The sequence below is a fragment of the Rathayibacter sp. AY2B9 genome (assembly GCF_002931595.1).
Lineage (GTDB): Bacteria > Actinomycetota > Actinomycetes > Actinomycetales > Microbacteriaceae > Rathayibacter.
The window spans coordinates 6,037-28,989 of the sequence record NZ_PSUB01000019.1; the positions used below are offsets into that span (position 1 = coordinate 6,037).

Here is a 22,953-nt window from a genome sequence, read left to right on the forward strand (position 1 = left end):
CGGAGGGGCGGCGACGCAGCTCGACCCGCCCTGGCGGGGGGCCCGCGAGCTCCCCGCCGGTACCCGCGAGCCCCGCGCAGCCGCCGGACTCCGACTCGCCGCGTCAGCCGTCCCAGCCGCCGGGGAGGTCGCGGACCACCCGCCAGCGCGGGTCGAGCTGCGTCGCCGCCCCTCCGTTCCACGCGCGGCTGTGGAACCACGGCGCGATCACGTCGGCGCCGCCGTGCACGTGGTCGCCGAGATGCGCGCCCCAGTACGAGAAGGTCGAGTTCGTCAGCACCAGGCGGCGGGACGCGGCCAGCAGGGCGAGCTGCTGCGGCACCGGCGTCCCCGCCCCCGGGAAGCGCACCTCGACGCCCTCGAGGACGCGGGCCAGCTTCACCCGGCACCAGTCGAGGTCGTCCGACACGATCAGGACGCTGCGCACGGGCTCCCGCTCGCGGGCCAGGGCGAGCGCCGCGTCGACGTACTCGACCACGTCGAAGGAGTAGCGGCCGCGGAAGGCCGGGACGCTGTAGTAGTCGCCGCGCCGGATGTTCACGGTGAGGTCCGCCTCCGATCGCGCCGCCGCCGCGAGAGCGGTGAACGGGCCGCCGGGCGGGAGCAGCATCGTCGCGACGAAGTCCGCCAGCTCATCCGTCGTGAACTCCACGCCGAGCTCCTGGTGGACGCTCCCGAGCTCGCGGGGGCTGAAGAACGACATCTCCGCCGGGGGCACCACGAGCTCCTCGAGGACCCGCGGGAAGACCTCCGCCCACTCCGCGGTCCTCCGCGTCGCGCGCACCGCGGTCGGCACCCCGCGGCCCCGGCGGGCGTGGGCCTGCAGCCAGAAGTAGGCGAGGTTCCCGACCCCGAACGACTCGCCGGGCAGCAGCACCGTCGTGCCCCGTCGGCGGAGGGGCGCCAGCAGCGCCGAGCGGACGTCGCCGAGCGTCACCACCGCGGGCCTCCCCCGCTCACGAGAGCTCTCCGAGCGCTACGAGCTGGGCGAAGCCGGGGTGCGCGGCCCGCACCTCCTCGAAGGTGCCGGCCCCCTCGATCCGGCCGCCGTCGAGGAAGAGCAGCCGGTCGGCGCCGCGCACGGTCGAGAGCCGGTGGGCGACCACGAGGACGGTCATGCTGCCGTGCAGCTCGGCGACGGCACGCGAGATCTCGTGCTCCGTGCGGTTGTCGAGCGCCGAGGTCGCCTCGTCGAGGACGAGGACGGAGGGGCGCCGGTACAGCGCCCGGGCGAGGCCGAGCCGCTGGCGCTGGCCGCCGGAGAGGCGGACGCCGCGCTCGCCCACGCGGGTGTCCAGACCCTGCGGCAGCCCGCCGACGAACTCCTCGAGCTGCGCCGTCCGCAGCACCTCGCGCACGCGCTCGTGATCGACCTCGGCCGCCGGGACCCCGAAGGCGACGTTCGCGGCGACGGTCGCGTCCAGGAGGAACACGTCCTGCGGCACCACGCCGAGCCCCGCGTACCAGGCCGCGGGGTCCTCGTCGATCGGCCGCCCGCCGCAGAGGATCCGGCCGCTCGTGGGCGGGAGCAGGCCGAGGACCAGGTCGAGGAGGGTGCTCTTGCCGGCGCCGCTGGATCCGACGAAGGCGGTCGTGGCGTTCCGCTGGATCACCAGCGAGACGTCCCGCACCACGTCCACGTCGGAGTCGGCGTAGCGGTACGTGACGTGCTCGAGCGCGATGTCGCCGGAGTAGCGGCCGCCCGGCCCGGGCGTCTCGTCGTGCGCCCCCTCGGAGGCGAGCTCCTCGGCCGCCTCGGAGACGATCCGCAGCCCCGCCTGCCCGCTGCGCACGATCGCGAACGTGGCCGAGACGCGGTTGAGCGTCGGCAGGGCGCGGAGGGAGGCGGCCGCGAAGACGCCCAGGACGGAGAGCGCCTCGGCGCCGGAGCCGGTGGCGACGAGGATCCCCGAGACGCCCACGACGGCGACGACGAAGCCGATCTCGAGCAGGTACTTCGGCAGCTCCGAGACGAGCGAGAGGGAGCGCAGAGCCTGGGCGCTGCGGCGCTTGGCCCCGCTGAAGCCGGCGACCAGGCTCGCCGCGCTCGAGGTCAGGCGCGCCTCGCGGAACCCGTCGAGCGAGGGGAGCAGGAACTGCCACGACTCCAGCGCGGCCTCCGCCATCTCCTCGCCGATCCGGCCCTGCCGCCGCCGCAGGAGCGCCTGGACGCCGCCGAGCAGCACCGCGAAGAAGACGGCCGCGAACAGGGTCGCGACCGGCGAGGCGACCAGCAGGATCGCCACGATCGCGACGAGCACCAGCAGGTCGGAGGCGATGCCGATCACGCCGAGGAGCACGCCGGCCGCCTGCGCGCTGGCGTCGTTGATGGTCCGGTACACCTCGGCGAGGCGCCGGGAGCGGTGGACGGCGTAGGGCGCGAGGACGTACCGCCGGAGCAGCTCCGTCGCAGCGTCGGCCGATATCCGCGTGGTGCGGCCGAGCAGCCACCACCGGAAGACGATCGTCCCGGCGCTCTTGAGCACGAAGACGACCGCGACGAAGCCGGCGATGATCGGGAGGAGGGTCTGGACGTCCGTCGAGCCGAGGACGCCGGAGAGGACGCCGAGCGCGCCCGTGGTGGTGTCGGTCCCGGTGAGCAGCGCCATGAGCGGCACCATCGCGGCGACGCCCAGGGTGTCGAGGACCGCGAGCGCGAGGGAGCCCGCGACGGCGGCGGTGATCCAGCCCGGAGAGGCGGCACCGGCCAGCGAGAGGAGGGTGCGCAGTCCCGGTCGCAGGGACCCGCCGCTCACGCCGCCACCCCCTCGTACACGGCGGCGATCCCGCCGCACATGGCGGCGACGTCCCGCACGGCGCGAGGAGCCGCGGCTCTCGACGCCTGCCGCTCCAGCGCCGCGGCCACCGCCTCCGGGTCGTCGGCGTCGACCAGCGAGTCCCGCTCGACGATCTCGGGGTTCCCGCCCACCGCGGAGGCGACCACGCCGATCCCGCGGGCGGCCGCGTCGAGCAGCGTGTAGGAGCAGTTCTCCCAGACCGAGAGCTGGGCGACGACGTCCGCCGCGGCGAGCGCCGCCTCCGGATCGGCGAAGCCGGGGAACGACACGGCGTCGCCGAGGCCGAGCCGCTCGGCCCGGGCGCGCAGGGCGCCGTCGAGCGGACCCTCGCCGGCGACGGTCAGCGTGGCGCCGGGGACGCGCCGGTGCAGCACCGCGAAGGCCTCGAGCAGCGCGTCGAGGCGCTTCTCCGGCGCCAGGCGCGCGAGCGAGAGGACCCGGAGGGAGCCCGGCTCCCCCGGCTCGCGGTCGCGGGGCGCGGCGTCGACTCCGTTGAGCACGACCTGCACCGGCAGGCTCGGCCGCCACTTCTCGATCATGGTGCGGCGGGTGGCCTCCGAGACGGCGATCGCGCCGTCGAAGGACCGCAGCCGCGCGTGGTGCGCCACCGCGGTCGTCCGCGCCCGCAGTGCGGTGCGGTGGTAGACGTCGGGCCCGGCGATGCCGTGCTCCGTCGTGACGCGGCGGACCCCGCGGGGCAGCGGGGTCGCCGCGGTCACGAGGTCGGCGTGGGCGAGGTGGGAGTGGACGACCGCCGGGCGGAGAGCCGCCGCGGTCGCGCGCAGGGTCGCCACGGAGGCGGCGGCACCGGCGGACACTCCGAAGCGCCCGGTCGTCACGGCCGAGCCCTGCTCCCGCAGCCGCTCGGCGAGCGCTCCCTCCGGGCAGAGCACGACGAGCCGGTGGCCGGGGATCCCGTGCCGGGCGGCGTCGAGGACGTGGCGGGCCACCCCGCCGAACTCGCCGACCGGCACCGCCCAGAGCGCGAGCGGGGTCACAGCCACTTCTCCAGCCGCTCGAGCGCGGTCCAGAAGCCCTCGCCGCTGTTGACGTGCCCCTGCCAGATCTCGGGGATGAACGGCACCCCGGGCGCCAGCTCGTCGAGCGACGCCGCGAAGTCCGGCCAGTCGATCTCGCCCTCGCCGATCTGCACCCCCTCGCCGTCGACACCCGTCGCGTCGACGAGGTGCAGGTGCGCGCTGAGCGGAGCGAGCAGCGCCACCGCCTCCGAGAAGGCGAGCCCGAGGTGGTTCGCCGCGAGCTTGGTGTGCGAGGCGTCGAGGCAGAGCGGCGTGCCGGTCGCGGCCGCGAACTCCGCGGTGTCGCGCGGGTCCACGAAGAGGTTGTGGAACTGCTGCCCGCCCATGAGCCACGGGTAGGGCGGGAGGGTCTGCGCCAGCACGCGGACGCCGCTCGTGTCGATGCGCTCGAGGGCGTCGGCGACGCGCTCGTAGAGGGGAGCGCGCTGATCCGGAGCCACGTGCGCGTGGCGGGTGAAGCCGCCCATCGTGACGACCATCATCGGGTCCTCCTCCTGGCGGAACCAGCGCGCGAGGCTCCGGGTGGTCTCGACGGTGCGCTGCACCTCCGCGATCGAGCGCTCCCACACGTCGTCGTCGAAGGAGGCGAGGTCGACGAGGAAGTCGCCCGCGAACAGGTCCGGCAGGTGGGTGGTGAAGCCGGAGTCGAGGCGGCGGGTGAACACGTCGTCCGGCTCGATCTCCAGGTCGCGGTACGAGAAGTGGAACTCGAGGAAGTCGGCGTTCGACTCCGCGGCGAGCGCCGCGTGGTCGTGGTACCGCACCGGCAGGCCCCAGGGGCGGCGGAACCGGAACGGCCGGCCGGACGGCGTGCTCTCGCGCAGGTCGCCGGCGAAGAAGAACCCGCCCTCCTCGACGTCGCGGTGGAGCGCGCGGCCGAGCAGCTGCGGCAGCTCGTTGGGCTGGAGGCCCCGGCCGGGGCTGCGGACGACGACGTCGGCGGCGCGCACCACGTCCCCGATCGAGAGGTCGCGGGAGGCGACCAGCGACTTCGCGAGCGAGACGCGGTTCATCGACTCCCCCGTCGAGACCGATCGGGCGTCGCGCGTGCCGAGCGAGTCCTCGATGTCGCGGATCTCGCCGACCATGCGGCGGAACTCGTCCGGGAGCAGGGACACCGTGTGGTCGTTGCCCTCCATCCCCCGGTCGACCGTGAAGTGCTTCTCGACGATGCGGGCCCCGCGGGCGACGGCGGCGACGGGGACGTGCCAGCCCCGCTCGTGGCCGGAGTAGCCGACGACGCCGCCGCCGATCTCGGCGAGCCGGTCGAGGTAGGCGAGGTTGAGGTCGCGGTAGGGCGCCGGGTACGTCGACTGGGTGTGCAGCAGGGCGAAGGAGGTGCCGAGCGAGCGCAGCAGCGCGACCGACTCGAGGATCTCGGACTCGCGGGACATCCCGGTGCTGAGCAGCAGGGGCAGCCCCCGGGTGCCGGCGTCCTCGATCAGGCCGTGGTTGGTGAGGTCCGCCGAGGCGATCTTGAGACCCGGGATCCCGTAGTCGACGAGCGCCTGCACGCTCGGGGCGTCCCACGGGGTGCAGAGGACGTCGATCCCGGCCTCGGCCGCGTGGTCGAAGACCCGGAGGAGCGGCTCGGCGGGCAGCGAGAAGCGGCGCAGGAGGTCGATCGTGTACTGGGCGCCGAGGTCCTCCCCCGCGGTGGCCCCGCCGGCGCGCCGGTAGAGGGAGTCGAGGTCGCGCAGCTGGAACTTCACCGCGTCGGCTCCCGCCTCGACCGCGAGGTCGACCAGCCGCCGCGCCAGATCGACCGAGCCGTTGTGGTTGTTGCCGATCTCCGCGATCAGGAAGGCCGGGTGGCCGTCGCCCACCTCGTGGCGGCCGATCCGCAGCGCCCGATCGCCCTCGACCGCGATCGCGACGAGGTGCCCGCGGTCGTCGACGAGCGGGAGGTGGCTGATCCCGTCGCGGCCGAGCCGGGCGGCGATCGCGGTGGCCGGCTCGTCCGCTCCCGCCGTGCGGACGGCGGTGTTCGCGACGGCGAGGGCCGGGACGTCGAGGGAGGCCGTCGGGTTCGCGATGATCCAGCGGCGGAAGTCGCCGTCGGACACCGACCCGCGGAGGATCCCGTGCCCGTCGACGCAGAAGACGATCCGCTGCTTGTTCGCGTTGATCTTGGCCAGCGCGGTGAGCACCGGGTCCTCGGCGAAGACGATGAACGGGGCGAGGTGCCGGTCGATGATCATGCGCCGCCTCCCGCCGCGAGGCCGAGGAGGGTCTGCTCGACCACCGCGAGGTCCGCCTCGGTGTCGATGTCCCCGCCCTCCGCCTCGTCCATGACGAACAGGCCGACCCGGCCGCCGATCCGGTTGCGCTCGCGCTCGTAGACCTCGGTGCGGGTGAGGTAGAGGGACCCGGTCTCCCGGTAGAAGAAGTCGGCCTCGGCGAGGTCCTGGCGCCGCGGCCGGGCCGTGACGTCGTACTGCGGCACGGAGGCGCCCTCCTGCAGGCGCCAGAGGAACGGCGTCTGCGGGACGACGCCCACCAGCGAGTCGACCCCCGTCGAGGCGAACTGCTCGAGCGCGCGGGCGAGGGTGCCCGGGAGCCGGATCGGCGAGGTCGCCTGGAGGAGCATCACCGCGTCCGGGCGGCGGCCCAGTGCGGCCCGGTGCTCGATCGCGTGGAGCACGACGGGCTCGGTCGCCGTCTCGTCGCGCGCCAGCTCGGCGGGCCGGAGGAACGGCACGTCCGCTCCCGCCCCCTCCGCGATCGCGGCCAGCTCGGGGTCGTCGGTCGACACGAGCACGTCGAGACCGGCGGCGAGCGCCTGCTCGATGCTCCAGACCACCAGCGGGCGGCCCGCGACGGGGCGGGCGTTCTTGCGCGGTATGCCCTTCGAGCCCCCGCGCACGGGGATGACGCAGAGAACGGTCACGGGGTGCCTCCTTCGGCGATGGCGAGTGCCCGGCGGGCGACGGCGACGGCCGGCTCGACGGACGGGACGGGCGGAGCCGCGGTCGGCGTCTCCCCGCCCCAGCGCGCGAGCCGGTACCGGCTCCAGAACTCGAGCACCCAGGCGGGCGGGTCCTCGCAGACGACCCACGCGGGGATCCCGGCGGCCGCGGCCTCGAGGACCCCGGTCGAGAAGATCGAGGCGACCGGCCGGGCCTGCGCGGCGAGGTCGCCGCCGCGGAGCACCCGGATGCCGCGGCGCTCCCACCGCGCGTGCTGCCAGCGCGAGCGGCGGTCGACCTCGGCGGGGTGGGGGCGGTAGTCGGCGCCCGCCTCGCGGCAGAAGCGGGAGGCGGTGGCCGCGGCCGTCCGCCGGGGCAGCTCCGCGCCGTGCAGCTGGCCGAGGAACAGGGGCCGCTCCTCGAGCCGCTCGGGGCGCGGGCGGCGCGACGCGGTCCAGAGCAGCTGGCTGCCGACGACCTCGGTCTCCACGTCGCTGCGGCCGGAGGTCCAGAAGGCCGCGTCCTCCTCCGAGAACGCCAGCAGCGTCGCTCCGGGCGGGAGCGGCGGGGCGGAGGGGGTGAGCAGGCCGTGCTGCACGACCAGGAAGCGGGCGCCGAGGATCGCGGACCAGCGGTGGGCGGCCGCTCCCGCCGCGAGGAAGTGGCCGGTGGCGATCACGGCGCGGAGGCTCCGCAGCTCGGCGGGCGGGTCCGCCTCCGGGTCGACCGGGTGCGCCCTCCAGCGGCCCGGCAGCAGCCCGGACAGCGCGTCGCCGGCTCCGGAGGGAGCGAGGACCGCCGCGGGAGTCCCGCCGAGAGGAGCGAGCGAGGCCGCGGTCGAGGCGAGGGCGCTCGCCGTCGACGCCTCCACCGCGAGCAGGACGGCGGGCCGGTCGCCGCGCACGTGCAGCACCAGGCGGGTCGGCTCGGAGCGCCGCAGCGCCGCCCGGGCGGTGCGCAGCGGGTCGCGGCCGCGCTGCCAGCGACGCCAGGCCTCCAGGTCGGTCGGGTGCGTCAGCGCCACAGGGCCCTCACCTCCCGCATCCGGTGCACGAAGGTGTGCTCGGCGCCCGTGCGGCGCGCGCCCGCCTCGCGGATGCGCCGCGCCCACGAGGGGTCCGCGCCCGCCCGCCGCACGTGCTCGACGAGCTGGTCCCGCTCCTCGAAGACGAGCACCTCGCTGCCCACCTCGTAGAACTCCGCCACCTCGGGCCGGTCGATCAGGGTCAGCGCCCCGACGCCCGGCGCCTCGAAGGCGCGCATCGAGAGCCCGCCGTGGCCCGCGCCGTGCAGCGCCAGGGTCGCGGTCGAGCCGGCCATCACTCCGTAGTAGCCCGCCCGCGGGACGTCGCGGCGGGCGGGGACGCCGGCCGAGCGCCAGCGGCCGGTGCGCGCCACGTCCCAGGGGTGCCGCGACCACTGCCGCCCGTACGCCTCGACCGCGACACCGCCGGCCGCGAGCTCCCGCAGCACGCGCTCGCGCTCGGGGTAGCGGGCGCCGACGAAGGTCACCGCGGCGGAGGGGCGGGGGCGGAAGGAGAGGAGGGAGTCGAAGGCGTCGGGCAGGTGCCCGGCCGGAACCCCCGCGCGGGCGAGCTCGGCGACGTCGGCGGCGGAGTAGCTGACGATCGACACCGCCTCCCCGGCGAGGGAGCGCAGGCGGTCCACGGGGTGTCCCATGTTGCGGAGCTCGTCGTAGAGCCAGAGCACCACGGGGACGCCGGCACGGCCGACCTCCTCCCACCAGGCGTCGCCGAGGGAGTCGCCCTTCACCACGAGGACGGCCCGGGGCCGGACGGTGCGCAGCGCCGCGATCGCGCGGTCGGTCTCGGCGCGCATCGACGAGCGCCGGAGCCGGCCCCCGGGGAGCCGGTGGCCGAGCGCGTCGCGCACGTGGGCCAGCCCGGTCGCGGCGTCGTAGCGGTGGACGACCACGTCGTCGCCCAGGTGGGCCAGCGCCGACTCGAGCGCCTCCCAGTAGCCGTGGAAGACCGGGCTCACCACGAGCACGGGCCCGCTCACCGGGACGCCGCCTCGGCGGCGGCGACGAGCCGGAGCTCGCGCTGGAGGACGGCCAGCGGGCGCACGTCGCTGCCGGCGGCGGCGCGCACCGCGTTGGCGGCGAGGTTCACGGCGGAGGCGGCGCGCAGGGCCGCGGCGAGGGCGGCGGGGCGTCCGCCCCACTTGCGGGCGTAGCGCAGGCGCGAGGCGACCAGCCAGATCAGCCGGCGCGCGGGGTCGGAGGAGCCGCCTCCCGTGTGCTCGGCGACGACGGAGCCGGCGAAGACCGAGGGCACGCCGCGCTCGCGCAGCCGACGCTGGAGGTCGACCTCCTCGCAGTTCATGTGGAAGGACTCGTCGAACCCGCCGACCGCGCGGAACTCGGCCACCGGCAGCAGCATCACGGCGCCCACCACCCAGTCCACCGGCACCGTCGCGCCCGGGGCGCACCGGGTGTCGTGGCCGACGGCCGCGTGCAGCCGCGGGCGCCAGCGCGCGAGCGGAGTGAGCCACTCCACGACGTAGTGGTGCAGCCGCGGGAAGCGCCGGCCGACCCACTGCCGCTCCCCGCCCGCGTCGACGAGGTCCGGAGCGACGACCGCGGGCAGCCACGGCCGTCCCGCCTCGAGCAGGTCGCGGAGGAAGGAGGGTCCGACGACGAGGTCGCTGTTGAGCACCAGGAGCAGCGGGTGGCGCGCCCGGGCGGCGCCCGTGTTCACCGCGGCGCCGAAGCCGCCGTTCCGCTCGCGCAGCACGACCTCCACTCCGTCGATCCCGGCCGGGAACGGGATAGGGGAGGCGTCGTCGACGACGACGATCTCGAGGGCGGGGGGCGACTCCTGGCTGCGGAGCCGCTCGACGAGGGCGAGCGCGGGCGCGGGGTCGCCGTAGTGCGGGATCACGACGCTCACCCCCTCGGCGGTCACCTCGCGACCGTCTCGGCGGCGCGGTCCCGGCGGAGCGAGCGGCGGGTGCTCCGGACGGTGGCGGCCGGGGGCTCCGCGCCGACGGGCAGAGCGCCGAGAGCGGGGAGGATCACCCGGAGCAGGGCGTCGATGTCCTCGACGGCCGCCGCGGCGACGTCCGGTCCGCGCCCGAACGGGTCGGCGAAGTCGTCCTCGGCTCCGTAGGGGGCGGTGTCATCGGCGAGCAGCCGCAGGAGCGGGACGCCGGGGGCGGCTCCCGCCAGCCGCGCCGCCCGGCGGACCGTGGTGGTGCGGCGCGCGGCGGCCGGGAAGTGGCGGGTGACCCACTCCCGCTGGCCCGCCTCGAACACCAGCACGGGATCGGTGCCGGCGAGCATCCGGCCGTCGGCCTGGCGCGCGCGGTGCCCGGCCGTGGAGAGTCCGCGGGCCCGCAGCGCATCGCTGAGCTCGGGGTCGAGCCCGCGGCCGGCCTCCGCGTGCGTTCCCGCGCTCTCGACCCGCCAGTCGGAGCCGGCGCCGAGCAGGCGCGCCGCGATCAGCTCGGCCGAGGGCGACCGTGCCACGTTCGCATGGCAGAGCAGGAGCAGGCGCCCGCTCATCGAGCCGCCCGGCGGGACGTCTGCGGAGGCAGGGCCCGCGACTCCACCGGGGCGAGCTCGGACCGGCGCGGTGCCGCCGCCGCGCGCTTGCGCCCCGTCGCCGGCTGCGGCTCGGCGTAGTACGCGTTCTTGCGGTCGTAGTAGTAGTACCCGGTGTCGCCGTCGCGGGCGGTGACCATGTTGAGCACGGTGCCGAGCACGCGGGCGCGGACCTGCTGGACGATCCGCCGGGCGGCGACCACCTCGGGCCGGCGCGTCTGGTTCGAGGCGACGACGAAGACGACGCCGTCGACGACGGTCGCGACGATGGAGGCGTCGGTGACGGGCAGCACGGGCGGGGCGTCGATGATGACGAAGTAGTCCTTCGAGAGGCGCGCGACCAGGGCGCGCATCGCCTCGGAGCCGAGCATCTCGGACGGGTTGGGCGGGATGTGGCCGGCCGGGAGGGCGTAGAGGCCCGCCGTGCCGGTGGGGCGGATCGCGTCGTCCACGGGGATCTGGTGGCTGAGGACCTCGCTGAGGCCGATGGCGCCGTCGATGTCCAGCATCCGCGCCACGGAGGGCCGGCGGAGGTCCGCGTCGACCAGGAGGGTGCGCTGCCCGGACTCCGCGGTGACGCGGGCCAGTCCGGCGGCGATCGTGGACTTGCCCTCGGCCTGGTTGGCGCTGGTGATCACGACGCTGCGCGTCTCCTCGTCGACGCTGGAGAAGCGCAGGCCCGTCCGGAGCGAGCGGAACGCCTCCGCGGTGAGCGCGTCGGTGCCGCGGCGGCCGCCGGTCCGGCCCGGGCGTCCGGCCTTGGGGATGCGGCCGAGGACGCCGACGCCGAAGAGCTCGGTGAGGTCGTCGACGGTCCGCACGCGGATGTCGAGGGCCCGGCGGAGGAAGGCGAGACCGAAGCCGAGAACGAGCCCGCCCAGGGCGCCGAGCAGGATGTTCCGCACCCAGTCGGGGCTCGTCGGAGCGGCGGGCGGCTCCGCGTTCTCGAGCGGGACGACGGTGATCTGCGGTGTGCGGTCGGCGGTGGACTGCGTCTCGATGTCGGTGATGACGGCCGCCAGCGCCGCGAGCGCCCCGTTGGCCAGTGCTGCGGCGTTCTGCGCGGTCCCGGCCTCGGCGGTGACCTCGATCAGGGTGCTGCCCGGAGCGACCCTCGCGGTGAGGCGGCCGCTCAGGGCCTCCCCGCCGGGGTTCGCCTCCGGGTCGGCCTCGATCCGCTCGGAGACGGCGCTGCTCGAGATCAGCGGCAGGTAGGCGTTCGCCCGGGTCACCGCGGTCTGCGACCCGCTGATCGCATCGGCCGAGCTGCCGTCGCTCGCGGCGATCACGAATCCGGCCGAGCTCGACTCGTAGACCTTCGGAGTGAGGAACGAGAAGGCGGCCATCGCCAGAGCTCCGACGAGCACGGCGACCACGAGGGTCCGCCAGTTCCGCCGGATGAATGCGATGAGATCGACGACAGTCACTGCGCACCTTTCTGCGTGCCGCGCATGCGCCGCACGACGATGCTGAGGTGTCGGTCACGCTAGCAATGCGGAGCGCCTTTCCCTAGGCGGTCCCCGACCCCTCGGGAGGCCCTTTCTGCGAGGATGACGACATGTCCGCGCCACGGGGAGAGATCGTCGTCGAGAGGCGTTCCCCGCTCGTTCACGAGGCCTTTCCGATAGCACATTCCGCTCGGATACTCGATGCCGTCCTGATGGGCCTCCTGGTCTACCGGCTCCCCACCCCCTTCCTCCCGGGGAGCGTCCCGCTGGCCCAGACGGCGCTGGCCGCCCTGGTCCTCGTCAGCCTCTTCCGGCGGCCCACCCGCCGTCTCGGACGGGCCGCCTGGTACCCGTGGCTGTGCCTCGCCCTGCTCGCCTTCGTCCTCGCCGGCTCGTCCTTCGACGGCCTCGACGCCCTGCGCCGGGCGGCGAACATCGCGCTCGTCATGCTCGCCGCGGGCTTCCTCGCGAGCGGGCGGATCGACGTGGTCTCGGGGCTCAAAGGACTCGCCGCGGCCCTGTCGCTGAACGCCGTGCTTTTCGTCGCGGGACTCGCCCCGGACAGCTACCAGGGCGCCCTGACCGGCTTCCTCCAGGACAAGAACGTGGCCGGTCTCGTCTACGGAGCGGCGGCACTGCTGGTCTCGGCGCTCAGCTCGCGGCTGTGGCTGCGGGCCGGCGTGCTCGCGCTCGGGGCCGCCGCGGTCGTCGCCACCGACTCCCGCACGTCCATGGCGGCCTACGCCTGCGCGCTCGTGTGGCTCGTCGCGGCGCCGCACCTGCGCCTGCTCTTCCGCGCGCTCCTCGGCGGCGGCCTCGTCCTGCTGTTCCTCTGGGCCGAGCGGAACCTGGCGACGGCCGGCGACTACGGGGTGGAGCGGGCCGGCTCCGACGCCCTGCGCGCCCGCATCCTCGACGCCTCGGTCGACAAGGCGGCGCTCTCGCCGTGGACCGGCTCCGGGCTCGGCCAGGCGACCGCGCGGGTCGACGGGATCGACTGGTTCTTCCACAACTCCTACCTGGCGCTGATGGCCGAGGGCGGCGTCGTGCTGCTCGTCGGCGTCATCGGCACCGTGCTCGTGGCCGGCTTCGCGACCACGGCCGCCGGGGCCGGGAGCCGCCCGGGGCACGCGGTCGGCGCGGCGAGCATCCTGGTGCTGCTGTGTGCGACGCAGCTGGGCGAGGTGTTCTTCGCCCCGATCTCGTTCGTCGTGATCGGCGCGGGTCTCGCTCTGCTCGCGGAGCAGTCCGCCCGCGCTCGCGCTCTGCCGCCGGAGTAGCGCCTCCCGCGTCCGCCCGATCCGGCGCGGATCCGCGGGTCCGGGGCGCGGAGGTCCCGGTCGGCGGGCCCTTCCCTGTGCGACGGAGCTCGCCCGGTGCGGCCCCGGCCGACCGCCGCTCAGGCGCGGCCGCGCTCGCGGACCGCGTCGCGGAGGATGGCGCGCACGCCCGCCCACATGTGCCGCGCGTTCAGCTCGGCCAGCACCCGCTCCCGGCCCGCGCGGGCGACCTCGGCCCTCTTCCCGTCGTCGCTCAGCACCGCCTCCAGCACCGCCGCGATCCCCGCCGGATCGTGCAGGGGCAGCGCGAAGGACGTCTCGCCGTCGCGGACGTAGCCGGCCATCGCGGCGCTCGCGGTGACCGCCGTGCAGGTCCCGCAGCCGGAGGCCTCCAGCAGGACGCTCTGGCCCGTCGGGTAGGCGAGGTCGTGGCTGGTGACGACGACGAGCTCGGCGTCGCGCAGGTTGTCGCGGTGCCGACCGACCGGGACGGGATCGTGCAGGACGACGTTGGCCGGCAGCGCCCGGGACGGCCGCCGCGCAGGAGTGGTCACGATGTCGAACCGCCGGTGCGGCAGGCGCTCGGCGGCGGCGACCAGCGAGTCGAAGTCGCGCCCGCGGTCGACCCCGACGGCGAGCACCTCGAACCGCTTCGGACGCGGCGAAACGGGCCGGTAGTAGTCGGAGTCGACCCCGAAGAGCACCGGTGCGATCCGCCGCTCGTCGACGCCGTGGCGGGCGAAGACCTCGCGCTGGTTCTCGCTGAGCACGATGATCCGGTCGACCCCCTGGAGCAGCCGGACCACCTGTAGCCGCCGCTCCGGCGAGCCGGTGAGCAGCTCCTCCGCCCACCAGCAGGAGAGGACCACGAGCGGCGTGCGGCCGTACGGCCCGAGCCGCGCGCGCCGGAGCAGCGCGGGGAGGCCCGCCTCCGGCTCGAGGACGCAGAGCACCGCGTCGGCCGAGCGGACCGCCCGGAGTGCGCGCAGCTGCGTGTCCACGTTCAGCCCCGTGCGGTGCTCCACGACGTCGCGCAGCTTCACGTGCGCGGGCCGAGACGCGTGACCGGGGACGAGGAGCCGCGTCGAGTCGTCCCGGAGGAGGTCGGCCCGGTACGGCAGCCTCCCGCGGGCGAAGGGCTCGCCCGGAGCCAGGCGCAGGGACGGGTGCTTGAGGAACAGTCCGAGCACTCTGAGGACTTCCGGTTCGCGGGTCATCGTCGTCCTTTCCGGAGGGAGGAGGAGAGGCTCGCCGCGGCATTCCCCGGAAAGCGGATCGGTCTCCTGGCGGGAGGATCAGGAATCATCGGAGAGGGCCATCCGCGCCAGAAGTCCGTCGATAGCCGACTTCCCGGAGGACGGCGAGTAGGAATCGTTCCAGCGGACACGATCCCTCTCCCGCGACTCCGATAGTCCTCTCTTCTTCCGGGCTCTGATCAGCTCGGCCAGAGCCCGCGGATCCCCGGCTCGGAACGTGGCGTCGATCGACGGGCCGACGACCTCGGGGAGCGCACCGGCATCGCTCACCACCACGGGGACGCCGGCCGACATCGCCTCCGTCACGACCAGGCCGAACGACTCCGGCTGCACCGACGGCACCACCAGGAGGTCGATCCGCGCGAAGAGGTCGCCGGGCTCGATCCACCCCGGCCGGTCCACCAGAGCGGCGACCGGAGCGAGGGCCGCCTCCACCTCGCGACGCTCCCGCTCCGCCACGAACCGGGGCTCGCCCGCCAGCACCAGGCGATACGCGCCCGGTTCCCCGGCCTCCAGCAGCGCCAGCGCCTCGGTGAGGACCCGCACCCCCTTCGCGAGCGAGGGACGCCCGAGGAAGCCGAGGACGGTCGTCCCGTCCTCCCGCGGCCGCGCCTCCGGCAGGTCGACGCGGCGGCTCCAGTTCGGCAGCACGGTCGACCCGGGGACGACCCCCGCGAGGTAGCGAGAGGGGACGAGGGTCGCCAGCGCGCCGCGGCGGGCCACGGGCGCGAGTATCCGCTGCAGGCCGGACGGGCGCTGGTGCAGGTGCACGATCCGCCGCGGACGCCCTGCGGTCGCGACGGCCGGCACCAGCCCGTTGCACCACAGCACGCCCTCGCGGGAGGAGGCGTCCCAGCGCCGCAGCGCGCGCATCCAGGCGGGTCTGCCCGCGGCCTCGAGCTCGACGACCCGGTGGCCGGCGGCGAGGGCGGCGGCGACGAGCGCACGCGGCTCCGAGGGGCCGACGACCACGACCGGGACCTCGAGCGCCTCGAGCGCCTCCGCGATGCTCAGCAGCATCACCTCGCCGCCGCCGATGTCGCCGTTGTTGGTCGCGAGCGCCACCGGAGGCCGCCCGGCGCCGCCCGCTCCCCCGTGGATCATCCGCCGCCCCGCCCGCCTCCGTGCGGCGCCCCCGCGGCCCGCGGGCCCATCCTCACCGAGACGAGCGCTCCGCTCCACCGCCCCCGGCCGGGCTCCGCGGGCCGCAGGAGCGCTGGAATACTGACCGGATGGAGCTCGTGGGCGTTCTCTGGGCCGACGAGGCCGTGCCGCTCGTGTCGGCGTTCGTCCACCGGCGGGCCGACGCGGCGGGCCTGCGCGCACTCGTGCTCAAGGGACCGACCGCCGCCGCCGACCGGCTCCGGCCGCCCCGCACCTCCGGCGACGTCGACCTGCTGGTCGCCCCCGACGACCTGCCCCGGATCCTGGCCCTCCTGGCCGCCGACGGCTGGACCGAGCGGCCCTGGCCGGACGGACCGACGCTCGCGGCCAAGCACTCGCGCTCCTACCGGCACGCCGCGTGGCCGGTCGACATCGACGTGCACTGGCGGTGGCCGGGATTCCTCGTGCCGCCGCGCGACGCCTTCGAGGCGCTGTGGAGCCGGCACCGGATCGTGGAGCTGGCCGGCCGTCCGGTCGCGACCGCCAGCGTCGCCGACTCGGCGCTCGTGCTGGCGCTGCACGCGCTCCGCGACGCCTGGCAGATCACCGACCCGCGCCTCACGCGGCCCTCCGACTACGACCTGCTCGTCGAGGCGGTGGCCGCCCGCGCGGAGCTGCACGCTCCGCTCCGGGCGGCTGCGGAGGAGCTCGGCGCCGTCCAGACCGCGCAGCCCTTCCTCGACGCGCTCGGCATCCGCGCGCGCGCCGGGGAGGTGCCCGTGGCCGAGCTGCGGGCGTGGCGGATCAACGCGAGCTCGCCCCACGCCTCCGCGGGGTGGGTGCAGGCCGTGCGCGCGGCCGGCTGGCGGCAGCGGCCGCTGCTCCTCGCCCGCGCCGTCTTCCCCGCTCCCCACGCCCTGCGTGCCGCCGACCCCGCCATCGGCCCGCGCCGGATCGACGTGGCGGCCGGCTGGTGGCGGCGGCTGCGCCGCGGCGCCCGCACGGCTCCGCTCGCGTGGGACCACCTCCGACGGACGGACAGGACCTGACATGACCCGCCGGCTGATCCGCGCCCCCTTCGGGCTCGGCGTGCGCTTCACCTTCGACGACACCGTCCCCGACCGCTTCGTGACGGAGGTGGAGGAGTCGTGGAACGACGTGGACGACGACGCCGATCGCCCGGGCTCCGAGTACCGGGTGTCGCTGACCGAGCCGGTCGGGGAGCCGGGAGTGATCGCGCAGCCGACCGAGGACGCCCTCGCCGAGCACATCGGCGCCGCGCTCACCCTCGCGGCGGCCGACGCCTGCGAGGGCCGGCTGCTCAGCGTGCACGCCTCCGCGGTCGCCCTGACCGACGGCCGCGTCGTCGCGTTCGTCGGCCGGCCCGGTGCCGGGAAGTCGACCCTCGTGAGCCTCGCCGCTCGGCGGTACGGGTACGTGACCGACGAGACGCTCGCCGTCCGCCGCGACGGGCGGGTGCTGCCGTTCCGGAAGCCCGTCGCCCTCCTCGACGGCGGCGACTGGAAGCGGCACCGCTCCCCCGCCGCGATGGGCCTGCAGCCGCTGCCGGACGGTCCGCTGCGCCTGGCCGCCCTGCTCCTGATCGCCCGCGACCCCTCCGGCCCGGCGGAGCCCCGGCTCGAGCCGATCGCCTTCGACGATGCGCTCTCGGTGCTGCTGCCCGAGCTGAGCCACTTCGCACGGCTGCCCGCGGCGCTGCACCACCTCGCCGGGCTGCTCGACTCCGTCGGCGGGGCGCAGGTGCTCCGCTACCGCGAGGCGGAGACGGTGCTGCCCCTCCTCGAGCGGATCGGGGAGCCGTCGCCGGTCGTCGCCGACGCGCCCGAGGCCGATGCGGCGGCGCCCGGCCCGGGGCTGCTCGCGCGCGCCGCCGGCGTCGAGTGGGTCGAGCGCGACGGAGTGGTCAGCTGCCTCCTCGACGAGCGGGTCGAGACGCTGACCGGGATCGGCCCGGTGCTGTGGCGCGCTCTCGGGACGCCCGCGACGGTCGACGCGCTGACCGGGGCCGTCGTCGCCGAGCACGGCGCCCCGCCCGCGGGCGACCCCCGGGCGCACGTCGAGGCCGTGCTCGACGCGATGGTCGAGCACGGCCTCGTGGTCCGCGGCGCCTGACGCCGCCGAGCGCGCGGCTAGCCCGTGCGGACGTTCGGCCCGACGGAGCCGCGGGCGATGAACAGGTCGAGCAGGTTCACGAGCCCCACCGCGCGGATGTAGAGCGCCGCGACGTCGTAGCGGCCGACGGGGAGCGCCTCGAGGGCGGCGGGCCCGGTCGGGTTGGTCGAGCGGTTCTGCGCGTTGACGTCGATCTGGATGACGTCCCGCAGCGCGGTGAAGACCGGGGTGAGGACCGCGTTCTGCAGCGTCGCGAGCAGCGGCGTCAGGGCCGTGAGAGCGAGGTTCACCACGGTTTGAACAGCCCCCCCGAGAGCACTCGAGACCAGCGGCGTACCGTTGATGAGGATGAGATTCCCGAGACGCGTCCTCAGCGAAGCGAGAAGAGCACTCGTGAAGGACGACGCCGCCGTCCCTGGAACCCGGAGGCTGTTGTCGACGAAGAGGGTCGAGTTCGGCGGAAGGCCGTTGACGTAGGGCGAGGTCGTCCCCTGACCCGGTGCTCCACCGAGCAGGGAGAAGAGGTCGATCGTGATCGTCGCCGGGCTCGCCGACAGCTGAGCCTGGATCGGCTGCGTTCCACCCGGCAGGCTTCCCGCTAGGACCGCGGCTCCGTCAACCGTCACGGTGAGCCCGAAGACCGAGAGATCGAGCACGTCGCTCAGCAAGGTGTTGATCGCGCTCGTGATCGCGGTCAGCGTCGGCGAGGTCAGCACCAGGTCCAGGCGGCCGACCTGGTAGTCGCGCTGCAGGTTGTCCGACCCGGGCACGCAGGCCGACTGGAGGGACGCGCGACCGGTCAGGGCGCCGATCCGCAGGGTCAGGTCCGTCACGTTGGTGAGCAGAGCGGCCACTCCCGCGCCGCCGGACGCCGCGAGGATCGCCCGGAGGTTCACCGTCCCGAAGTCGGGGAAGCTCCCCGCCGTCGAGTCGAGCGCCAGCTGGCCCGCGTCCGTGATCGCGCCGGAGGCGCCGCGGACGGTGCCGTTCGTGTTCGCCGACGCGTACTGGTTGAGGGTGCCGACGCCGGCGGGAGCCGCCAGCGTGAGGAGGGAGGAGAGCGTGCCGGTCAGCCCGGTCGCGTTCACGGCGATCGTGTTCAGCACCGTGGCGTCGACGCCGCCGGTCACGACGGCCGGATTGCCCTGGTCGGGAGCGACCGCCGTCACGCCCGCGACGCCGGCGACGGTGTCGAGGTTCACGCCGCCGAGGAAGCCGCTGAGGAGGCGTCCGCGGGCGACCGCCTGGAAGACCGTCCCCACCGGGAAGCAGCTGATCGAGACAGCGGAGGCGGACTGCGCCAGCATCACCGCGGGCACCGACCAGACCGCTCCGGCCACGACCGTCCGCCGTGCGAAGACGCCCGCGGAATTCGCGCTCTTCTTCTCGCTCTTATCGCTGATATCGCTGGATGCGAGCGGATTAGACTCCGACATTGGCGGCCCTCCGGTGCTGTCGCTCGACGTACACCCCTTGGCGCGTCGGCGGCAAACATAGCGAGAGAGGCGTCGCGATAAGAGGCGCTGGCGGATTTCTACTCGCACTGGCGGTGATCAGCGGAGAGGACGCGGAGAAGATGGCAGAGGACCCCCGGCTCCTTCTCTGGCGGCGCCGCCCGGACACGGCCTCCGTCGATCTGAACGGGCGCATCCTGGTGCTCCCGCTGGACGTCTCCCCGATGGGCAGCCCCTACGCGCTGCGCGAGAGCGTGGCCGCGACCTGGCGGGCGCTCGACGACGAGCCGCAGGACTTCTCCGGCCTGGCCGACCGGCTCGCCCGCCTCCACGCCACCGATCCCGGCGCCATCGCCGACGACCTGGCGCGCGTGCTGAGCGGGCTGGAGGAGCTGCTCCTGGTCGAGAGCAGCCCGCGCGGCGAGGAGTCCCGATGAGCGTCGCGAGCGTCGTCGTCCCCAGCTACGCGGGTGCGGCCCGCCTGCCCCGCCTCCTCGCCGCCCTCGCGGCTCAGACCCACCGCGACCTCGACGTGGTCGTGGTCCTCGACGGCGTCGTCGATGCCAGCGAGCGCGCCCTCGACGCCTCCCCCGTGCCCGTGCGCCGCGTCGTGCTCCCCGAGAACCGGGGGCGCTCCGCCGCGCTCACCGCCGGCTTCGACGCCGCGCGGGGCGACGTGCTGATCCGCTGCGACGACGACCTCGAGCCCGGCCCGGGCTGGGCCGCCGCGCACGTCGGGGCCCACCGGGACGCGGTCGTCGGCGTCGTCGGCCTCTGCCCCGACGTCGATCCGGGCACCGCCTACTCCCGCGCCTACGGCCGGCCCGCCGGCGAGCGCTTCCGCCGCGGCGCCTACGCGGCGGGCCCCGACGCCTCCTGGCGCTACTGGGGCGGCAACGTCTCGGTGACGCGGGCGACGTACGACCGGGTCGGCGGCTACAGCACCGACTACCGCGAGTACGGCTGGGAGGACGTCGACTGGGGCTACCGGCTGCACCGCCTGGGAGTGCCGGTGCGGATCGAGCCCGGCGCCGAGGCCCTGCACCACGGCGCCTCCGTCTCGGCGGCGGTCCGCAGCCGGCGCGCGTTCCTCTCGGGGGCGGCCCGCCGCACCTTCGAGCGGCTGCACCCCGAGCAGGTGCGGGAGGCGGTGCCCGCAGCCGGCGCGTGGGACGCGGCCGTGCGCCTCCTGGCCCGCGGCGGGAGCGAGCGGCGGACGGCACTGGTCGCGGGATTCGCGGACGCCGCGCTCGGAGTGGTGCCCCGCCCGGTCGGCGAGAAGCTGGTCGCGCTCGCCGTCGAGTCCGCAGCGATCGCGGGCTACGACCGCGGCAGAGGGCGTCCCGCGCACGGGTGACGGCGGCGCGGATCGACGGACCCGCGGGCCCGGCAGCGGCGCCGACGCCGTGCGGGAGCCGATCTAGGCTCCCCCGCATGCGGGTCCTTCTGGTGGGCGGAGCGGGCTACATCGGGAGCCACACCGCCGTCGCGCTCCTCGAGAGCGGCCACGAGGTGCTGGTCGTGGACGACCTCTCGCACGCGAGCGAGCGGACCCTCGACACGGTGGAGGAGCTGACCGGCTCGGTGGTCCCCCGCCTGATCGCCGACGCGCGCGACACGGCCGCACTGACCCGCTTCCTCGCCGCCCACGGCCCGGTCGACGCCCTGGTCCTGCTCGCCGGGCTCAAGTCGGTCGGCGACTCGGTGCGGCGGCCCCTCGAGTACTGGACGGTCAACGTCGGGCTCGCCACCGCGGCGTTCTCGGTCGCAGCGGAGGCGGGGATCCGCACCGTCGTGTTCTCGAGCTCGGCGGCCGTCTACAGCCCGGGCGGCGCGATGCCGGTCGGGGAGGACTCCCCCGCCGGGCTCAGCGCGGCGAGCCCCTACGGCGCGACCAAGCGCGTGATCGAGGAGATCCTCGGCGACGCCGCGCGCGCCGATCCCCTCCTGCGCGGGGTCAGCCTCCGCTACTTCAATCCCATCGGCGCGCACCCGTCGGGGCGGATCGGCGAGGATCCGGCCACGGCGCCGGGGAGCCTCCTGCCCGTGCTGACGCGGGCCGCGGGCGACCCCTCCCGGTGCGTCGACGTCCTCGGCGACGACTACCCGACCCCCGACGGCACGGGGCTGCGCGACTACATCCACGTCTGCGATCTCGCGGCCGGGCACGTCGCGGCGCTCGAGCGCGCGCGGCCCGGGCACCGGGTCTACAACCTCGGCACGGGCTCGCCGACGAGCGTCCTCGAGCTGATCGACGAGGTCGAGCGGGCGAGCGGGGAGACGGTCCGGTGGCGGGCCGTGGGGCGCCGGCCGGGCGACCTCGCCGCGAGCTGGGCCGACCCGGCGCGCGCCGAGCGGGAGCTGGGCTGGCGGGCGGTGCGCACCGTCCGCGAGGGCGTCCGCGACCAGTGGCGGTGGCAGACCCTGCAGCGCATCGGCGTCTCCTGATCCTTCCGGCACGGAGTCACTGAAAGAGTGACTTCTTCTTCTCCGCGACTCTCCTCCATCGTTGTGATCTCCGAGGGAATAGCGCCTCCGCGACGCATTCCAGACGATCCTCGCCATTCCGCTCGCGGCTTATCCGGATTATCGGACTCTCCTTTCCCCGTCGTTCTGCGACGACTCGTACTCGCCTTTCGATTCCTTCTCCACGAGCCGGTTAGCTTCTACTGCACTGCTGATCGGTCACCGACGACGGATAAGCATTCGGAGCCGCTCCCGTCTCCGGATGGCCGCCCGATCCTCACCGCACGCCCGGGGGAAGGGGCCCATCATCACTGCCGTCATCGACGCGACCACCCGTTCCCGATCCGTCCCGCCGGTCGGTTCCGGCCTGATCGTGCACGAGTGGGTCGAGCGCCGCGGAGGCGCCGAGCGCGTGCTCGAGGCTATGACCGAGGCCTTCGCCGACGCCGACGTCCGCGTCCTCTGGAGCGACTGCGCCGAGGTCGTCGGCAGGCCCGTCTCGGAGTCCTGGCTGGCGCGCACGCCGCTGCGCCGCCACAAGGTCCTCGCCCTGCCGGCGATGCTGCCCACGTGGCGGCTCCCGGTCGGCGCCTCCCGCGAGTGGGTGCTGGTCAGCTCGCACCTCTTCGCCCACCACGTCCGCACCAGCGGACCGACCCGCAAGCTCGTCTACGCGCACACCCCGGCCCGCTACATCTGGGAGCCCGACCGCGACGGCCGCGGCAGCAGCCTCGCCGCCCGCACCGCGAGCCTGCTCCTCAAGCCGATCGACCGCCTCCGCGCCGCCGAGGCCTCCTCCATCGCCGTGAACAGCCTCTTCACCGGGCAGCGGGTGCGCGACGCGTGGCACCAGCCGTCGCGGGTCATCTACCCGCCGGTGAACACCGAGCTGCTCTCGACGATCACCGACTGGCGCTCCCCGCTCGACGACGACGAGCTGCGCCTCCTCGACTCGCTCGCCCGGCCGTTCATCCTGGGCGCCTCGCGGTTCGTCCCCTACAAGCGCCTCGAGAAGGTCATGGACGCCGGAGCCCGCACCGGGCTCCCGGTCGTCATCGCCGGGCACGGCCCCTGGGAGGCGCGGCTCCGCGCCTACGCCGAGGAGATCCGGGCCGACGTGACCTTCGTCATCTCGCCCTCCGACCAGCTGATCCGCGCGCTCTACGCGCAGGCGCTCGTGTACGTCTTCCCCGCCGTCGAGGACTTCGGGATCATGCCCGTCGAGGCGATGGCCTGCGGGACGCCGGTCATCGGGACCGACATCGGCGGAGTGCGCGAGAGCGTGTCCCTCGCCGGCGGGGGCGTCATCGCCGACCTCGAGGGCGATCCCGACTGGAGCGACCTGCTGCGGCGTGCGCTCGCGCTCGACGTCGACGCCTTCCGGGCTCGCACCCGGGTCTTCTCGCGCCGGCGCTTCATCGCCGAGATCCAGGACTGGGTCGCCGAGCAGACCGCCTGACGACGGCGCTCCCCGCCGCGGGAGGCCGTCCGTGCGCGCGT

At 75.2% G+C, this 22,953-nt stretch carries 20 protein-coding genes; 7 read left to right on the top strand and 13 right to left on the bottom strand.

The window, feature by feature from the left end; all coding sequences use genetic code 11:
- Nucleotides 1-103: 103 nt before the first annotated feature.
- From C5C25_RS14585 to C5C25_RS14630, 10 genes are read right to left on the bottom strand one after another with little or no spacing between them, the layout of a single operon-like run.
- A complete protein-coding gene (locus tag C5C25_RS14585) occupies nucleotides 104-937 on the bottom strand; it encodes an alpha-1,2-fucosyltransferase (RefSeq protein WP_146079484.1) in 834 nt (277 codons plus the stop codon).
- A gap of 19 nt (nucleotides 938-956) precedes the next feature.
- Nucleotides 957-2,756 carry an ABC transporter ATP-binding protein gene (locus tag C5C25_RS14590; protein ID WP_104224510.1) on the bottom strand — a complete coding sequence of 600 codons (1,800 nt, stop codon included), beginning with the start codon at nucleotides 2,754-2,756 and terminating at the stop codon, nucleotides 957-959.
- Nucleotides 2,753-3,796: a glycosyltransferase family 4 protein gene (locus tag C5C25_RS14595; RefSeq protein ID WP_104251021.1), complete on the bottom strand. Its 1,044-nt coding sequence runs from the start codon at nucleotides 3,794-3,796 to the stop codon at nucleotides 2,753-2,755. The genes C5C25_RS14590 and C5C25_RS14595 overlap by 4 nt, the downstream gene beginning before the upstream one ends.
- The gene (locus C5C25_RS14600) at nucleotides 3,793-6,039 is read right to left on the bottom strand and encodes an N-acetylneuraminate synthase family protein (protein ID WP_104251022.1); all 2,247 of its coding nucleotides are present in this window, start codon (nucleotides 6,037-6,039) and stop codon (nucleotides 3,793-3,795) included. The genes C5C25_RS14595 and C5C25_RS14600 overlap by 4 nt, the downstream gene beginning before the upstream one ends.
- Nucleotides 6,036-6,728 carry a cytidylyltransferase domain-containing protein gene (locus C5C25_RS14605; RefSeq protein ID WP_104251023.1) on the bottom strand — a complete coding sequence of 231 codons (693 nt, stop codon included), beginning with the start codon at nucleotides 6,726-6,728 and terminating at the stop codon, nucleotides 6,036-6,038. The genes C5C25_RS14600 and C5C25_RS14605 overlap by 4 nt, the downstream gene beginning before the upstream one ends.
- Nucleotides 6,725-7,771: a hypothetical protein gene (locus tag C5C25_RS14610; RefSeq protein WP_104251024.1), complete on the bottom strand. Its 1,047-nt coding sequence runs from the start codon at nucleotides 7,769-7,771 to the stop codon at nucleotides 6,725-6,727. Before C5C25_RS14610 ends, C5C25_RS14605 begins: the two co-directional genes overlap by 4 nt.
- Nucleotides 7,762-8,769, bottom strand: coding sequence for a glycosyltransferase (locus tag C5C25_RS14615; RefSeq protein ID WP_104251025.1), 1,008 nt, complete (start codon nucleotides 8,767-8,769; stop codon nucleotides 7,762-7,764). Before C5C25_RS14615 ends, C5C25_RS14610 begins: the two co-directional genes overlap by 10 nt.
- Entirely contained in the window at nucleotides 8,766-9,674 is a 909-nt protein-coding gene (locus C5C25_RS14620; RefSeq protein WP_104251026.1) for a glycosyltransferase family 2 protein, read from the bottom strand. The genes C5C25_RS14615 and C5C25_RS14620 overlap by 4 nt, the downstream gene beginning before the upstream one ends.
- On the bottom strand, nucleotides 9,671-10,273 hold the full coding sequence (locus tag C5C25_RS14625; RefSeq protein WP_104227202.1) for a hypothetical protein: 603 nt from the start codon (nucleotides 10,271-10,273) through the stop codon (nucleotides 9,671-9,673). Before C5C25_RS14625 ends, C5C25_RS14620 begins: the two co-directional genes overlap by 4 nt.
- Nucleotides 10,270-11,739: a polysaccharide biosynthesis tyrosine autokinase gene (locus C5C25_RS14630; RefSeq protein ID WP_104233579.1), complete on the bottom strand. Its 1,470-nt coding sequence runs from the start codon at nucleotides 11,737-11,739 to the stop codon at nucleotides 10,270-10,272. Before C5C25_RS14630 ends, C5C25_RS14625 begins: the two co-directional genes overlap by 4 nt.
- Nucleotides 11,740-11,972: 233 nt before the next feature.
- Here C5C25_RS14630 and C5C25_RS14635 point away from each other — a divergent pair, with 233 nt between their 5' ends.
- Complete coding sequence (locus C5C25_RS14635; RefSeq protein ID WP_104251027.1) at nucleotides 11,973-13,040, top strand: O-antigen ligase family protein; 1,068 nt, start codon at nucleotides 11,973-11,975, stop codon at nucleotides 13,038-13,040.
- Nucleotides 13,041-13,159: 119 nt separating this feature from the next.
- On the opposite strand, the gene C5C25_RS14640 is transcribed toward C5C25_RS14635, so the two are convergent.
- Complete coding sequence (locus C5C25_RS14640) at nucleotides 13,160-14,257, bottom strand: glycosyltransferase family 4 protein (protein ID WP_104251028.1); 1,098 nt, start codon at nucleotides 14,255-14,257, stop codon at nucleotides 13,160-13,162.
- Nucleotides 14,258-14,335: 78 nt separating this feature from the next.
- On the bottom strand, nucleotides 14,336-15,400 hold the full coding sequence (locus C5C25_RS14645) for a glycosyltransferase family 4 protein (RefSeq protein WP_104251029.1): 1,065 nt from the start codon (nucleotides 15,398-15,400) through the stop codon (nucleotides 14,336-14,338).
- 128 nt (nucleotides 15,401-15,528) lie between these two features.
- Between C5C25_RS14645 and C5C25_RS14650 the strand changes: the two genes are divergently transcribed.
- Together C5C25_RS14650 and C5C25_RS14655 are read left to right on the top strand one after the other, a co-directional pair.
- Entirely contained in the window at nucleotides 15,529-16,449 is a 921-nt protein-coding gene (locus tag C5C25_RS14650; protein ID WP_104251030.1) for a nucleotidyltransferase family protein, read from the top strand.
- 1 nt (nucleotide 16,450) lies between these two features.
- A complete protein-coding gene (locus C5C25_RS14655; RefSeq protein ID WP_104251031.1) occupies nucleotides 16,451-17,533 on the top strand; it encodes a PqqD family protein in 1,083 nt (360 codons plus the stop codon).
- Nucleotides 17,534-17,550: 17 nt separating this feature from the next.
- Here the strand turns inward: C5C25_RS14655 and C5C25_RS14660 are convergent, their stop codons facing one another.
- Complete coding sequence (locus tag C5C25_RS14660) at nucleotides 17,551-18,969, bottom strand: choice-of-anchor G family protein (protein ID WP_146079485.1); 1,419 nt, start codon at nucleotides 18,967-18,969, stop codon at nucleotides 17,551-17,553.
- 140 nt (nucleotides 18,970-19,109) lie between these two features.
- On the opposite strand from C5C25_RS14660, the gene C5C25_RS14665 reads away from it, so the two are divergent.
- The 4 genes from C5C25_RS14665 (at nucleotide 19,110) to C5C25_RS14680 (ending at nucleotide 22,912) form a co-directional block, all read left to right on the top strand.
- Nucleotides 19,110-19,424: a hypothetical protein gene (locus tag C5C25_RS14665; RefSeq protein ID WP_146079486.1), complete on the top strand. Its 315-nt coding sequence runs from the start codon at nucleotides 19,110-19,112 to the stop codon at nucleotides 19,422-19,424.
- Complete coding sequence (locus tag C5C25_RS14670; RefSeq protein WP_104251034.1) at nucleotides 19,421-20,344, top strand: glycosyltransferase family 2 protein; 924 nt, start codon at nucleotides 19,421-19,423, stop codon at nucleotides 20,342-20,344. The genes C5C25_RS14665 and C5C25_RS14670 overlap by 4 nt, the downstream gene beginning before the upstream one ends.
- 77 nt (nucleotides 20,345-20,421) lie before the next feature.
- Complete coding sequence (galE, locus tag C5C25_RS14675; protein ID WP_104251035.1) at nucleotides 20,422-21,435, top strand: UDP-glucose 4-epimerase GalE; 1,014 nt, start codon at nucleotides 20,422-20,424, stop codon at nucleotides 21,433-21,435.
- A 280-nt stretch (nucleotides 21,436-21,715) separates the two neighbouring features.
- The gene (locus tag C5C25_RS14680) at nucleotides 21,716-22,912 is read left to right on the top strand and encodes a glycosyltransferase (RefSeq protein WP_104251036.1); all 1,197 of its coding nucleotides are present in this window, start codon (nucleotides 21,716-21,718) and stop codon (nucleotides 22,910-22,912) included.
- The last annotated feature ends 41 nt before the right edge of the window (nucleotides 22,913-22,953 follow it).

Bases quoted from the DNA above. Each gene is read 5' to 3' on its own strand.
- C5C25_RS14600 (WP_104251022.1), bottom strand. From the start codon at position 6,039: ATGATCATCGACCGGCACCTCGCCCCGTTCATCGTCTTCGCCGAGGAC.
- C5C25_RS14625 (WP_104227202.1), bottom strand. From the start codon at position 10,273: ATGAGCGGGCGCCTGCTCCTGCTCTGCCATGCGAACGTGGCACGGTCG.
- C5C25_RS14635 (WP_104251027.1), top strand. From the start codon at position 11,973: ATGGGCCTCCTGGTCTACCGGCTCCCCACCCCCTTCCTCCCGGGGAGC.
- C5C25_RS14640 (WP_104251028.1), bottom strand. From the start codon at position 14,257: ATGACCCGCGAACCGGAAGTCCTCAGAGTGCTCGGACTGTTCCTCAAG.
- C5C25_RS14645 (WP_104251029.1), bottom strand. From the start codon at position 15,400: ATGATCCACGGGGGAGCGGGCGGCGCCGGGCGGCCTCCGGTGGCGCTC.
- C5C25_RS14650 (WP_104251030.1), top strand. From the start codon at position 15,529: ATGGAGCTCGTGGGCGTTCTCTGGGCCGACGAGGCCGTGCCGCTCGTG.
- C5C25_RS14655 (WP_104251031.1), top strand. From the start codon at position 16,451: ATGACCCGCCGGCTGATCCGCGCCCCCTTCGGGCTCGGCGTGCGCTTC.
- C5C25_RS14660 (WP_146079485.1), bottom strand. From the start codon at position 18,969: ATGTCGGAGTCTAATCCGCTCGCATCCAGCGATATCAGCGATAAGAGC.
- C5C25_RS14665 (WP_146079486.1), top strand. From the start codon at position 19,110: ATGGCAGAGGACCCCCGGCTCCTTCTCTGGCGGCGCCGCCCGGACACG.
- C5C25_RS14670 (WP_104251034.1), top strand. From the start codon at position 19,421: ATGAGCGTCGCGAGCGTCGTCGTCCCCAGCTACGCGGGTGCGGCCCGC.
- galE (WP_104251035.1), top strand. From the start codon at position 20,422: ATGCGGGTCCTTCTGGTGGGCGGAGCGGGCTACATCGGGAGCCACACC.
- C5C25_RS14680 (WP_104251036.1), top strand. From the start codon at position 21,716: ATGGCCGCCCGATCCTCACCGCACGCCCGGGGGAAGGGGCCCATCATC.